At 28.6% G+C, this 14,393-nt stretch carries 15 protein-coding genes; 9 read left to right on the forward strand and 6 right to left on the reverse strand.

Features of this window, described 5'->3' with window-relative positions; translation table 11 throughout:
• Positions 1-20: 20 nt before the first annotated feature.
• The 3 genes from LQ608_RS06135 to LQ608_RS06145 form a co-directional block, all read right to left on the reverse strand.
• Entirely contained in the window at positions 21-446 is a 426-nt protein-coding gene (locus LQ608_RS06135) for a GNAT family N-acetyltransferase (RefSeq protein ID WP_115337627.1), read from the reverse strand.
• Positions 447-573: 127 nt separating this feature from the next.
• Positions 574-1,050, reverse strand: a complete 477-nt coding sequence (locus LQ608_RS06140) for a DUF2538 family protein (RefSeq protein ID WP_078356886.1) — start codon at positions 1,048-1,050, stop codon at positions 574-576.
• Between the two features lie 18 nt (positions 1,051-1,068).
• A complete protein-coding gene (locus LQ608_RS06145; RefSeq protein ID WP_239750747.1) occupies positions 1,069-2,364 on the reverse strand; it encodes an LCP family protein in 1,296 nt (431 codons plus the stop codon).
• A 197-nt stretch (positions 2,365-2,561) separates the two neighbouring features.
• Between LQ608_RS06145 and LQ608_RS06150 the strand changes: the two genes are divergently transcribed.
• The 5 genes from LQ608_RS06150 (at position 2,562) to LQ608_RS06170 (ending at position 6,624) form a co-directional block, all read left to right on the forward strand.
• On the forward strand, positions 2,562-3,410 hold the full coding sequence (locus LQ608_RS06150; RefSeq protein ID WP_239750749.1) for a WecB/TagA/CpsF family glycosyltransferase: 849 nt from the start codon (positions 2,562-2,564) through the stop codon (positions 3,408-3,410).
• A 122-nt stretch (positions 3,411-3,532) separates the two neighbouring features.
• Positions 3,533-4,906, forward strand: coding sequence for an AMP-binding protein (locus LQ608_RS06155; RefSeq protein ID WP_239750750.1), 1,374 nt, complete (start codon positions 3,533-3,535; stop codon positions 4,904-4,906).
• Positions 4,888-6,036: a thiolase family protein gene (locus tag LQ608_RS06160; RefSeq protein WP_239750752.1), complete on the forward strand. Its 1,149-nt coding sequence runs from the start codon at positions 4,888-4,890 to the stop codon at positions 6,034-6,036. Before LQ608_RS06155 ends, LQ608_RS06160 begins: the two co-directional genes overlap by 19 nt.
• A complete protein-coding gene (locus LQ608_RS06165; RefSeq protein ID WP_078356736.1) occupies positions 5,999-6,361 on the forward strand; it encodes a hypothetical protein in 363 nt (120 codons plus the stop codon). Before LQ608_RS06160 ends, LQ608_RS06165 begins: the two co-directional genes overlap by 38 nt.
• A gap of 8 nt (positions 6,362-6,369) precedes the next feature.
• Positions 6,370-6,624, forward strand: coding sequence for a hypothetical protein (locus tag LQ608_RS06170; protein ID WP_239750753.1), 255 nt, complete (start codon positions 6,370-6,372; stop codon positions 6,622-6,624).
• 58 nt (positions 6,625-6,682) lie between these two features.
• Here LQ608_RS06170 and tagH read toward each other — a convergent pair whose 3' ends face one another.
• Positions 6,683-7,477: a teichoic acids export ABC transporter ATP-binding subunit TagH gene (tagH, locus tag LQ608_RS06175; RefSeq protein ID WP_115337623.1), complete on the reverse strand. Its 795-nt coding sequence runs from the start codon at positions 7,475-7,477 to the stop codon at positions 6,683-6,685.
• A 207-nt stretch (positions 7,478-7,684) separates the two neighbouring features.
• On the opposite strand from tagH, the gene LQ608_RS06180 reads away from it, so the two are divergent.
• From LQ608_RS06180 to LQ608_RS06190, 3 genes are all read left to right on the forward strand, one after another.
• Entirely contained in the window at positions 7,685-8,488 is an 804-nt protein-coding gene (locus LQ608_RS06180; protein WP_239750755.1) for an ABC transporter permease, read from the forward strand.
• An 84-nt stretch (positions 8,489-8,572) separates the two neighbouring features.
• Positions 8,573-9,643 (forward strand): CDP-glycerol glycerophosphotransferase family protein, encoded by a 1,071-nt coding sequence (locus tag LQ608_RS06185; RefSeq protein WP_239750756.1) that lies wholly within the window; start codon positions 8,573-8,575, stop codon positions 9,641-9,643.
• Positions 9,634-10,686: a glycosyltransferase family 2 protein gene (locus LQ608_RS06190; protein WP_239750758.1), complete on the forward strand. Its 1,053-nt coding sequence runs from the start codon at positions 9,634-9,636 to the stop codon at positions 10,684-10,686. The genes LQ608_RS06185 and LQ608_RS06190 overlap by 10 nt, the downstream gene beginning before the upstream one ends.
• A 79-nt stretch (positions 10,687-10,765) precedes the next feature.
• Here LQ608_RS06190 and LQ608_RS06195 read toward each other — a convergent pair whose 3' ends face one another.
• A complete protein-coding gene (locus LQ608_RS06195; protein WP_239750760.1) occupies positions 10,766-11,896 on the reverse strand; it encodes a serine hydrolase domain-containing protein in 1,131 nt (376 codons plus the stop codon).
• A 90-nt stretch (positions 11,897-11,986) separates the two neighbouring features.
• Positions 11,987-12,379, reverse strand: coding sequence for a glycerol-3-phosphate cytidylyltransferase (gene tagD, locus LQ608_RS06200; RefSeq protein WP_239750761.1), 393 nt, complete (start codon positions 12,377-12,379; stop codon positions 11,987-11,989).
• Positions 12,380-12,717: 338 nt separating this feature from the next.
• On the opposite strand from tagD, the gene LQ608_RS06205 reads away from it, so the two are divergent.
• Positions 12,718-14,391, forward strand: a complete 1,674-nt coding sequence (locus tag LQ608_RS06205; RefSeq protein WP_239750763.1) for a CDP-glycerol glycerophosphotransferase family protein — start codon at positions 12,718-12,720, stop codon at positions 14,389-14,391.
• The last annotated feature ends 2 nt before the right edge of the window (positions 14,392-14,393 follow it).

Here is a 14,393-nt window from a genome sequence, read left to right on the forward strand (position 1 = left end):
TATTTGAGATGAATAATAATTTAGCTAAAAGTCAGTTTCATATGATAGTGGGGGATGTTTTCTTCTAAAAATTCTTCGCCTTCAGTTATATATCCTAATTTTTCATAAAAACCTTTTGCATGAGATTGGCCATTTAAGACAGTACCTAAGAATCCATCTTCTTTAGCTTTTAAATTTATAAAATCCATTACTTCTTTTCCATAACCATATTTTCTGTATGGTTTTAATACGGCTACTCTTTCAACTTTAGCGTAACCGTTATGATATGTTCTATATCTTCCTACTGCAGCAGGTTCTGCTTCATGATAAAGAATAATGTGCTTAGAAATTTCTTCAAATTCATCAATTTCTGCTTCTAATGGCACACCTTGTTCCTCTACGAAAACTGTTTTTCTTATTGTTAGTGCATCTTGTTTTTCTATATCATTTTCAACTATTTTTATCATGATAGTACCTCCATTAAATTGAATGCTTTTATTATACATTATTAACGTATTCCACTCTAATCAATTAAAAAACTCTCCTAATCCTAGTAAATAAAATTCGGATTGGAGAGTTGTATTTTTATAATTTTTAATTTTGAATTGCTGCTCTTCTTACAATCGCTGTATATTGCCAAAACAATCTAAGTTGATGGATGCTCCAATTGGTAATGCCCATTGTGTATCCACTTGGTGTAAATATTTGAATTTGGCTTGTTTCTAATGCTGCGGCAACGAGATATTGTAAGTGCACACTTAATGATTTCATTTCTTCTGTTAACCCTGTTTCAGTGTATACCCATGAGAATGGAAGGGGATTATCGAAAATGTTAATTGCATTAAATATTTCTGGAATTGCAATAATATAACAAGCACCATCTACAATTGGATCATGGTTTGCTTGATTATAATAAAGCAACAATGCTTCGTAATTTTCATGATGTTCATGATTAACATAGTATAAGTTCTTTCTAAAGTTAGATAAATCTCCAGAATGAATGATTTGATTTTCTAACGCATCAAACATTGTATTGATTTGTTCATACTTTTCATATGTTTTACGTTCAATCATAATATACCTCCTTTCCTAGTAAACATTAGGTTCTTGTTGCTGTTGTACACTAGGGTCTACTCCTGGATTAGTTTGTTCAGGAGCTTGTTGCGGTGTTTCTTGTGGTGCTTGTGGCACTTCTTGTGACGGCACTTCTTCGGTAGGTGGCTGCTCTACAGGCTGTTGTTCAATAGGCTGTTCAGTAGGTTGCTCTGTCGGCTGTTCTATTGATTCACCAGTATCAGGTTTAACTGCTGGTTCTACTGTCTCTGAAGAATCGTCTGTGTTAGTTTCACCACTTTTTAGACTTTTTTTCGAAACTTCGATATATGGCATAAGATCACCATAAGCTTGAGTCATTAAATAATTCATCATTTCTGTCTTTTTAGTTTTAGGTAGTTTTAAATCTTTTCTCAGTTTGTTAGAAAGTTCTAATAAGTTATCTAAATCTGGATTATAGAAATAAACACCATTATAGTTAGCATCTGTACCAGTTATTTGTTCTGTTTTAATTTTCACTTTGCTTGAAGAGTAAGTAGTTGCTAAGTTTTGAATATCATCAAATGTGAAATTATGTTTAGCATTTTTACCAACTATTTTAACTAAATCGTCTAGTTTATTAATTGAATTTGTTTCTTGTGCTTTTTTGATAATGGCTTTTATCATTTCCATTTGTCGTTTACCACGTTCTAAATCTGAGTCTTGTTTTCTTGAACGTACAACTGCAAGAGCTTCATCACCAGTTAAGTTTTGTTTTCCTTTTTTGACTTTAATTCTGCCTTTATCTTCTGTATTAGGTTCATTTAAACTGAATGGTACATCATATTCAATACCACCAAGCTCGTCTACAACTTCTACAAAAGCTTCCATATTAATTCGTGCATAAAAGTCTACTGGCACATTTAATGTAGATTCAACACTTTCCATTGAACCTTCTGGACCATCAATAGCATGTGCATGTGTAATTTTGTCATAGTACTTAACTGCAGGTATATAACTCAAAGTATCACGTGGAATACTTACCATACGTATTTGCTTTTTGTCTCTATTAAATGTAGTGTAAATCATTGCGTCTGTACGAGACTGGCTAGCTTTTTGGCCACCTTTACGTCTAGAATCGCTATCATCAACGCCTAAAAATAATACGGAAACATGATCTAAGCTTGGGTCTACTGGTTTATCTCTTAAAGATGATTTGCTTTTTTTTGAATCTAGAAATGAATCATTTATAGCACCTTTTGTTTCAAGATAAAGCATAAGGCCGAATACTACAGGTAGTATCATAAGAATCATGGACATCAAAAGTAAACCTATCTTTGCGAATCTATTCATATTATATATTTACCCTTCTATTCGTGATTTGATTTAAAATATAAATTTTTGCATATTATACATCATATACGATTATACAAGTAAAATTCAACAATTTAAATGAATTATGTGTATCGATTAACGAATGTTGAATGTAAATTTGTTGTAAATTATGTAGAAATGGTGTAAATTATAGTGAAGAATGTGAGGTGAAACAAATGGCAAAAGTACTAGAAAAAGATTTAAGAAGCATTGGTGAACAAATTAAATTAAATAGAGAGAATTCGTTTGATGTAATTAAACCACAAACAATAAATGTACTTGGTTTGCCATTTGCAAACCTTACAAAGTACGAGATGGTCGAACGAATTAAATATTTTGTTAACCAAGAAACCAATGATAATTTATTTGTTGTTACTGCGAATCCAGAAATTGCTCATTACGCTTATAACAATAACCATTACCAAAGACGAATTAAACATGCGGATTACATTGTACCAGATGGAATCGGTATTGTTAAAGCAGCTAAATATTTGAATACACCTTTGAAAGAACGTATTCCAGGTATCGAGTTAATGGAAGAAATGTTAAATATCGCGAATGCAAGCAGCAAGAGAGTGTTCTTACTGGGATCTTCTAAAGAAGGTGTCAAAGCTACTAGAAAAATTTTAGAAGAACAATATCCTAATATAACCTTTGATCATAAGCATGGATATAAACATGTACTTGATTATAAAGTTACTAAGAAAATTAAGAAATTCGAACCTGATTTTATTTTTGCAGCAATGGGATTTCCTAAACAAGAAGATTGGATATACTACAATCGTCATCATTTTAAACATACAGTAATGATGGGTGTAGGTGGGTCATTCGATGTTATAAGTGGTAATGTCAAACGTGCACCTAACATGTTTATTAAACTCAATTTAGAATGGTTATATAGAATTATAACTGACTTAAAACGTGTGAACCGTGCCCTTAAGATTCCATTGTTCTTAAAAGAAGTACAATTTCAAAAATCAAGTACACCTAAAAAGAATAAATATGAATATATGAAATACAAATAAATTTTAATAGAACAACTTGTTGTTGTGAGCTAATGCTTATCATGACAAGTTGTTTTTTTATTAATCAATATTGTTAACTAAATGATATAATATAGTTAACAATGTGAGAAGGTGTTCAGTTTATGAAAATTTTGGATCTAATTAAAGAACAAGTTAATTTAAAACAAGAAGACAAAGCAATTTACATAGAAAACCAATCGATATCATTTCGTGAATTATGGAATGAATCAGAAATTTTAGCTGGAAAGTTAAAGCAATATCCTGAAAATATAATGGTAGGTATTGCAATAAAGCATCCAATTCAATTTATGAAATGGTATATTGCCACTTTGATGAATAATCAAATTCCATGTGTATTTGATGCAAATTTAACAGATGAAAAGATAAAACATTTGATAGACATATATTATATTGATGTATTCATAGCAGATTCTAATAAAGTAAGTTATTTCAATCATTCTAATCATAACAACATATCAAACGACACTTTACATATTGGATTTACTTCAGGTACAACTGGTACACCTAAAGCATACATGCGCAATAATGATTCGTGGGTTAAGTCATTTAAATACAATGAGAAGTTAATGCAAGACAATACTCAAGTTATAGTAGCTCCTGGCCCTCATGCGCATTCATTATCATTATATGCCATGATTTATGCTTTATGTACCGGTAGAGGGTTCATTGGTCAATGTAAATTTAATGCACAATCTTTAGAAAAAGTAATGAATAAAATTAAAAAGCAAAAAACGATGTTTATTGTGCCAACGATGTTACACAGTTTACTTAATTATAAAGTTAACTTAAAGAAGGTTAATAGTGTATTTTCATCGGGAGCCAAATTATCAAATACGATATTTCAAACTTTCAAAAAAGAATATCCACAAATAGATGTCATTGAATTTTTTGGAAGCTCAGAAGCTAGTTTTATTAGCTATAATATTAATGGAAATGCATCTATTGAATCAGTAGGTAAGTTGTTTCCGAGTGTTAAAGTTAAATTTACAAACCAAGATAAAGACAATGTTGGTATCTTGTATGTAAAAAGTGACATGACTTTTAGTGGTTACTTAAATGATGAGAAATTTGAAGAATGGATTAAAATTGGTGATTGGGCATCCATTTCAGAACAAAATGAATTGTTTTTATATGGAAGGGAAAGTGATCGTCTAATTATTGGAGGGAAAAATATTTATCCTGAAAGTATAGAGCAAAACCTCTTAAACTCAAAAGAAATCTATGAAGCAATTATTATTAGTGAAAAACATAATAAGTTTGGAGAAATAGCTGTTTTAATATATAAAGGACAAGAAAAAATATCTTATTTGAAAGTTAAAGAATTGTTATTAGAATGTGGCTTAAGCAGATATGAAATACCATCTAAATTAATAAAAGTTAACAAAATGATATATACATCTAGTGGAAAGATAGCTAGACATAAGATGAAAATATTATACGACATAGGAGGAGAAGAATGGAACCAGTTATTGTAGCTGCGAAAAGGACACCTTTTGGTAAATATGGTGGTGTATTTAAACATTTAGAACCTGAAATATTATTGAAGCCTTTATATGAATATTTATTAAACGAACATAGTAAAGCGATTGAAGATGTATCAGAAGTCGTCTTAGGTAATGTTGTAGGTAATGGAGGAAATATCTCTAGAAAATCATTGCTAGAAGCAAAATTGCCACAACATATACCTGGCATAACTATAGATAGACAGTGCGGATCAGGAATAGAAGCTGTTACATATGCATGTCGAATGATACAAGCAAATGCTGGGGATATTTATATTGCTGGTGGTGTAGAAAGTACGAGTAGAGCACCTTGGAAAATAAAAAGACCACAATCAGTTTATGAATCCGATGTTCCAAATATTTTTGAAAGAGCGTCATTTGCACCTGATGGAGAAGACCCATCTATGATTGAAGCGGCAGAAAATGTTGCTCAAGTTTACCAAGTAACTAGAGAAGCACAAGATGATTTTGCATATAATAGTCATCAAAAGACAATATCTGCAATAAAAAAAGGACATATATCCCATGAAATATTACCTATTAAAGTGCGAAATGAATGGGTTGATCGTGACGAAAGTATAAAGCCAAAATTGACTTTGAAAACTTTATCTCGATTGAAACCGTTAATTAAGAGTGGGACTGTAACCGTTGGTAATAGTTGTATGAAAAATGATGGAGCAGTATTACTTTTAGTTATGAGTAAAGAAAAAGCAATTTCATTAGGATACGATGAAGGATTAGAATTTGTAGACAGCGTAGTAAAAGGTGTAAATCCAAAAGTATTAGGTATCGGTCCAGTACCTGCAATTGAATCTTTACTAAAGAAACAAAATTTAGATATAGATGCAATTGATGGAATAGAATTTAATGAAGCATTTAGTTCTCAAGTATTAGCATCTAAAGACATGTTAAATATACCTGATTATAAATTTAATATTTATGGAGGTGCATTAGCCATCGGACATCCGTATAGTGCAAGTGGAGCTCAACTTGTAACACGATTATTTCATATGAAGCATATCAATACTTCTATAGCTACAATGGGAATAGGAGGAGGTATGGGACATGCAGCATTATTCAAAAGATGGAACAGAAATAATTGATATAGTCTTTAGTACAGAAGATATAAATGCATATAAATTACTTATACAAAATAATGACCGTAAAGAGACCGTACCAGTCTTGTACTTAGCGAGTATTTGGCCAAAATTTCAAATGTTTGAGCAATTTTTGGAAACAGAAATTTACTTAAGAGAAACGAGTATTAATAAGTATAAAGACTTAATTGTAGATACATGGTATGAAGCGGTCTTAACTAAAGAAAAAAGAACTCATGTAAAATCTTATACAATCTATCAATTTAGCTTAAAGATAAAAAAAGAAGAAGAAACATATGTAACAATCAATCAAACATTTATAGAGAAGTGAGGAACAATATGAAATATGACTTAGAAACAGTTCAAGCTTACTTAATACTTATCAATGACTCTAATCCTATACATGATGAAATTGTTCCTGGACAGTTAGTTTGCGAATGGCTACTAAATGACGTGGTCTGGTATAAATATAAAGTTCAATATAAAAATCCAATTAAGATAAATGAACCTTTAATAAAAGAAATAAATAAAGATAAGATAGTATGTATGAATGAAGATGGAACAGTAAAGATAGTTGTGAGTAGAGTAGAATAAAAATAGGCTGAGACATAAATTTGTCTCAGCCTATTTTTACTTTGGTTATTATATTTAATTACTTAATATAAAAACGAGTAGAATCTAATTCATCTTTAAAAGCTTTTTTGTCTTTAGCAGATTTCTTGTTGAACTCTTTTAAGAATGATTGATATTTAGGTAATACTTCTTCATTAGAGCCAAATTCTTTTAATTTTCCGCCTTCAATCCAAGCGATTTTTGTACAAAAATCTTTAACTTGTCCAATATTATGACTAACGAAGAAAATTGTCTTTCCTGCTTCTTTAAATTCATTCATTTTATCTAAACTTTTTTTAGTGAAAGTTTGATCTCCTACAGACAAGGCTTCATCTATAACTAAAATGTCAGGGTTAACTGTAACATTAATCGCAAAACCTAATTTAGATTTCATACCACTTGAATATTTTTTAACTGGTTGATAGATAAATTCGCCTAACTCTGAGAATTCGATAATTTCAGGAGTTAGTTCTTTAATTTGTTTCTTAGTAAAGCCAAGTAAGAGCATTTTATATTCGATATTATCTACACCATTTAATTGCGTGTTTAATCCTGAATTAATTGCTATAACATTCACATCACCATGACGTTCAATATCACCACCAGTGGGTTGTAAAGAGCCACCTATAATATTACTCAATGTTGATTTACCAGAACCATTAATGCCTACTAAACCTATAATATCTCCTTCATAAGCAGTGAAAGTAATATCCTGTAGTGCAAAAAATCTTTTAGATTGATGTTTTGGTAAAAACACATCTTTCAATCTCTCTTTATTACTTCTAAAAATTTTATATTCTTTTGTTAGATTATTAATGATAACTGATTCTTTCATATGTACTTCATTCCTTATAATTATTAACAATTCTATTATGCATTATTTTAAGAGTTTAGTAAATTTATTGTAAATTTTGTTGGAATCATGTAAATTATATATGTTCTGTAATTATATGATTAACCTAAAGATAAATATATCATCTATTAGTAATTGATGCTATATTATTGATTAAGTAATAAATGTCTAAGCGAGAGAGTGATATTCATGAATGCTGTATTTACTGTGATAAAAGAGCATGTTAAAAACTTTTATCTAATACAAAGATTAGCGATGTTCCAATTAAAAATTTCAAATCATGATAACTATCTTGGTTTAGCTTGGGAAATTATAAATCCTATGCTTCAAATCTTTGTTTATTGGTTTGCGTTTGGATTTGGGATACGACAAAATGCACCAATTGATGGTGTGCCATTTATTTTATATTTATTAGTCGGTATAAGTATGTGGTTCTTCGTAAACCAAGGTATATTAGAAGGTACTAAATCTATATCAACTAAATTTAATCAAGTAGCGAAAATGAACTTTCCATTATCTGCCATACCTGCTTATATTTTAACAAGCAAATTTTATGGTCATCTTATTCTAGTTTTAGCTATTGTTTTAATTTGTATTCCAACAGGTATCTTACCATCGATTTATATTTTACAATTGTTTATATATTTGCCTTTAGTATATGCATTTGCATTCTCAGTATCAATGCTTACATCAACATTAGGTGTGCTTATACGTGATACTCAAATGGCTATGCAAGCTATTCTAAGAATGTTGTTTTATATGTCTCCGATTTTATGGATACCAGAAAAAGGTTCTATTATAGAATTGATCATGAAATTAAACCCTGTATTTTTCTTTGCGGAAGGATATAGAGCGGCAATTCTTTATGATAATTGGTACATAATCGACCATTGGCAATTGGCGCTATATAATATATGTGTAACAGCATTATTCTTTGTTGTCGGTTCTATATTACATGTTAAATTTAGACAAAGATTTGCTGACTTTATTTAAAATAATAATCAATAAAAAAGGATTGCTCGTATGAGTAATCCTTGTTTTATAAAAAGAACTTAATTCATGTTAGGAAGTGTCAAAGTGATTAGAAATGTGATTAAACAAGTTTATCTTTCTTTATTATTCATATTTAATAAATTTTTCAAACACAATATAAAAAGTCAGAATGTTGTTGTATTTATGACTTTTAAAGAAGATGTATTACCAATTATTGAAGAACTTAAAAGAGAAGGCTACTGTATCACAATCATTGCACACCCAAAATGGCTTGAATTTGCTAACAGTTTAGAAGTTGATAAAGTGATAAATTTAAAAAATAAATATGTATTCCAGCAACTTAAAGCAATTAAAAAAAGTAAAACAATTATTATTGATACATATTATTTATTACTTGGTAGTATTAGTAAATCAAGAGAACAATCTGTCATTCAAACTTGGCATGCTGCAGGTGCATTGAAGAACTTTGGACTTGAAGATAATAGTATAAACAAAGGTAATAAACAGCTTATAAAAAATTATTTATCTGTTTATCATTTTACAGATTACTATCTTGTTAGTTCAGATATCATGAAAGATGTTTTTATAAAAAGTTTAGATGCTAAAGAAGAACAAATGTTACCGTTTGGATTACCGAGATTAGATCAATATAAAAATAAACATACATATAATGTTCATTCAAAAAAAATCGCTCTATATGTTCCGACATATAGAGATTATACGAATGAGATACAAACAATTGATAAAGAAGTATTTGAAAAAATGTGTCCTGATTATGAACTCATAACTAAGTTACACCCGAGCATTACAAGTTATGATTCAGACGAAAGAAATATTCAAGAATTGGTTGAAATAGCAGATGTTATTATTACAGATTATAGTTCTCTAAGTATAGAAGCTTCATTGCTAAACAAACCTATAATATTTTATTGCTATGATGAAGAAAAATATGATGAGATGAGAGGGTTAAATAAATATTATTATGAAATGACTAAAGAAAATAAAGCATATAATTTAGAAATGCTTTATAAACTAGTTAATCGATGTAAAGTTAATGAAGCAATTAAGCCAATGTGGCATCAATATACTCATTTTGATGCGACGAAAAAACTAATTGATTTTATAAAAAAAAGGAGTATAAACCTATGGAAGTAAGTGTCATTATACCAATTTATAACGCTGAAAAAACAATAGAAGAAACGATTCGCTCTATAAAAAGTAACTATGAACATGAAATAATTTGTATTAATGATGGTTCCAAAGATTATAGTGCAGATGTTATTAGTAAAATAAACAATCCCAACATTGTTCTATTAAACAGAGAGAATAAAGGGGCAGCAGCAACGAGAAACGAAGGTATAAGTATTGCTAAAGGTAAATACATTATGTTCTGTGACGCTGATGATAAGTTAGGCGAGGGAATAATCGATAAAATGGTTAAAGCTATAAAAGAAAACGGCACAGATATTGTTGTTGGTAAAGTATCACATTTAATTGGAGAAGAAATAAGACCAATTAAAACATACAATGATTTAAAAGCTATCGAGCATACAACATTAAATCGAACACCTGAAATCATTCAGTCAATTGGACCATATGGAAAACTATATAAGAGTGAAATCATACGTGATATAAGGTTTGATGAAGATATAACATTTTGTGAAGAACACACTTTTAACTTAAAAGCTTGGTCGAACAGTAAAATCACTATAATAGATGATCTAGCATATTTATATAATATTGGAATTGAAGATTCTATTGTAGCATCTAGTTATAAACATATTGAAAAGTATTTAAATGATGCCACAGAAGTAAGAAAAAGATCCTTAGTTATTTTAGATGAACTAAAAGAAAAAGTAAGTAATTATTACAGTTATAGAATGGACTATTTAATCATTTATTTCTTAATCCGTAACAATTTTATGAAGGTAGAAAATTTAGATGATTTAATAAACCCAGCTACCAAATATTTAAAAGGCATAGAAAAGATTGAAACAGATAGTGTGAAAGAATTGAAAGAGCTTATATTAACAATCTCTTCAGGGTCACAATATGAAAAGTACGTTGAAGTATCAAAAGAATTGAAATTAGAGTTTAATAAAAAGACATATAGAAATTATCAAATGAAACTTATAAAACTCAAAACAAAAATGAATTTAAGAAGTATAAAAAATAAAAGTAAGAAAATATCTCATTAAAAAAAGAGGGTGGCTCGAACAATTAATTTGTCCGAGCTACTCTCTTTTTTTAATAAAATAAATATCTATGTTAATTCTATTATTTTTGTTTCAATTGTTGTCCCAGTATATTAGTGAATATATGTTGTGCCATCTTCTCAGTTTCTTGATTGTATGGTTCTGGTAATTTATTGCTTGCTATAGATACGATATAGCGATCATTAGAATATGTAACGATATCATTTTTATAAAAAATACCTCTATATCTTTGATAATTTAAATAGTTATAAAAGCCGTATCTATAAGTACCTGGGTATAAATTTAAATCTCCTGTTGAAAGTAAGTTTACTGTAGATGAATGAGATAGGATCCTATCAGATTTAAATTTCTTTACGAGTTTAGCCATATCATCTGTAGAAATATAAATATTACCTGCGCCATCATACTTATCTAAGTTCATGGGTTGTACATAAATATTTTGGTTATGGATAGATTTATATCCTTTTGCCATGTATTGTTTATGCTCAACCGAATCATAACGTGATGTATATTTTAAATGGGCCTTGTTAAGTATTAGTTCGTTGAGATTTTCTTCAAATGTTTTTTTAGTTGCGACTTCAATGATTTTAGCTAGGGTTATATAGTTTGCATCATTATAGTTAAATTGATGATACTGTGCAGGTAATACACCTTGTGACTTAATACTTGCTATAGCTCCGTCTAAGTTATGCAAATTAGGATTTAAATTTATTTTGGCTAATCCACTGCGATGCAACATTAAATCTTTAATACTAATGGGATATTTATTTTGGAAGTTTGGTATATATTTGTTCACATTATCGTTTATATTGATTGTGCCTTTTTCTTCTAACTGGCGTAACATTAATCCGGTTATGAATTTATTAGCGGACCCGATTAAGTACATAGACTTAGAATCATTTTTTATACTATTTTCAAAATCTCTATAACCATATGCATTACTCATCACGAGTTTATTATCTTTATATATTGTGATATTTCCATTGAAATTTGATGTAGTCAAATAATCATTAACGTCTTTAAATTCAGTGAAAGTTTCCTTATCAGAGTTAGCAATATTTTTATGATTTTTACTTTGATGAGAATGTATAAAAGCATCCTTCTTTTTATTAAAATCTTTAAATTGATTAATAAACAATATAATGATTAATCCCACAATAATACATAGGGAAAATTTGTATAAATTTTTCATGTATCTCTCCTAATGTTTTTAACATTATATTACCATAATTACTAAATTTTAACATTTATAACCAAAAAAAAAAGAACACAATTAAGTGTTCTATTCGGTACCATATAATTCTTTTTTAATTTGAGTTGTTGAAATACCTTCAGTTCTTTTAAGGTATATGACTTCACATTCATCTTTTAAGAAGTCAAATTCACCTTCCCAATCATGGCCCATTAAGAATGTATCTACGTTATAGTTTTTAACGTCATCTGTTTTTTGTTCCCAATTATTCTCGGGAATTACAAGGTCTACATATCTTATTGACTCAAGCATCATTTTTCTTTGTTCATAATTATAGTATGATTTTTTGTTTTTAAGTTTATTAAATTCATCAGTCGATAATGCAACAATTAGATAGTCTCCATATTGTTTAGCTCTTCTTAAAAGTTCAATATGGCCATAATGTAGTAAATCATATGTTCCATAAGTAATTACTCTTCGCATTTTTTTCACCTCATTATTTTATATATCAAGCTTAATATATATGCATATCAATGTAAACTATTTGTCTACTTTGTAAATTTTATATTAAGGTATTTTAGGTTATTATTTCATCAAAATCATCATTTTACAATTCTGAAAATGTTTATAATGTATATTTATTACTTATTAGTATATTATACTAGAATATGTTGAGTTTGAGTAAAATGGGATGACCTTTTATCAAAATGAAAACTTTCCAGAAATGTTATAATTATAACAATGAAATTAATTATAAATCTTACATGGATAGACAATGAAGTCAATTTATTGTATTAATTTAATATTATTAGAGGTGTAAAATGATTAAAATTATAGATATTCATGAGCAACCGAACTTAGAGAACTTCATAAATACGCATTGTCGGGAAGTAAGTCATATTATTTTAAAAGATAAATATACTCAAGTTAGAGAAGATATCGTAAAAAGTACAGAGCTAGATGACAATTCTTATATAGTCGATTATACAAACAACGGATATTATACAAACGATAGTAGATATATGGGAAAAGCATTTATAACAATATCTGATTGGTTCAATAATGTAACACTTCAACCAAATATTATTTTTGAAAAAGAAGATTTGAAATGGTTAATCACTAATTTTGAATGGGAAAATATTTTTGATATTACTTTAAATGCTTTAATTCATTTAGATGAAATTAAAATAGATTCTCATGTTGTATTTGATTTTTATGATCAAAACCAACCAAGTATACATGGAATAAAAGCTTTGAAAGAGCAAAATCTTGATTCGGAGTCGAAATTTTATATAAATAAATTAGCGCTGCTTAGCTCTATGAACAGTGTGTTTGAAATGAAAGAAGTCAGCTTACCGTATAATGCTAGAACGATTGACAAGATAATGCTGAAAACAAAGTTTAAATTACCAAAAAGCACCTATCAAAATTTAAATAAAAAAGCTGTACAAAAACAGTTGGAATCTATAAACATTTATGAAAAGGATAAAACAAAATTAAAACCTTATATTGTATTTTTAGGTTTTGATTTTGGATATAGAGGTAATTCAAAGTATTTGTTTGAGTATTTAACAGAACAATATTCGAAATACACGGTATATTTTGTTACCGATGATAAAAAAGGTGATCATTTTATTTCACCTGGTCATATTGAAACAAATGAAATGATAGAAAGAGCTAGTGTCGTGATACTGGAGAGTTATTTACCAGACAATATAAAACCTAATGGAACGATTATCCAATTATGGCATGGTACACCATTAAAACGGTTATTTTTAGATAGTAAAGAACCTAAACAAAATATTGATATTTTTAATTATAGAGCACGTAAGTATAATAAATTAATTAAGCAAGATTATTTTATTACTGATGTTGAATCGATTAACTATGTATTTGAATCTGCATTTCCTATGCAAGACACAAAGATAGTATCTTGTGGTTATCCTAGGAATCAATATTTATTGGAATATAAAAGGGATATGAATGAAATCGAAAGTATTAAACAACTTTTAAATTTAAATAAAGAGAAAAAAACGATTCTATATACGCCAACATGGAGAGATAATAATGATGAAGAATTTTTACTTGAATTTCCTGAAGAAATAAAGTCGAAATATAATATCATATATAAATATCATGAAGAAGATCATTCTAATAAACATAAGAATTATATTGATACAGCTCAATTTGAAACGCAACAACTTATATTAGTATCCGATATTATAATTAGCGATTATTCATCTATTATATTTGATGCGTTAACGATTGATAAAAAGGTATACCTATATACACCTGACTATAAAGTATATGACTACAATAGAGGTTTATATAAACATATTTATGAATTAGTAAATGAGAATCAATACTTTGAAAAAGAGGCTTTATTTAAAGCAATATTGAGTGGGGAATATTACGACATTAACGAAAAATTTATTAATAAAAATAATGAATCATACGAAACTATCACAAGTTTGATAGATGAGTCCATGATCTGAAA

Source organism: Mammaliicoccus sp. H-M34 (assembly GCF_022386495.1).
GTDB lineage: Bacteria > Bacillota > Bacilli > Staphylococcales > Staphylococcaceae > Mammaliicoccus > Mammaliicoccus fleurettii.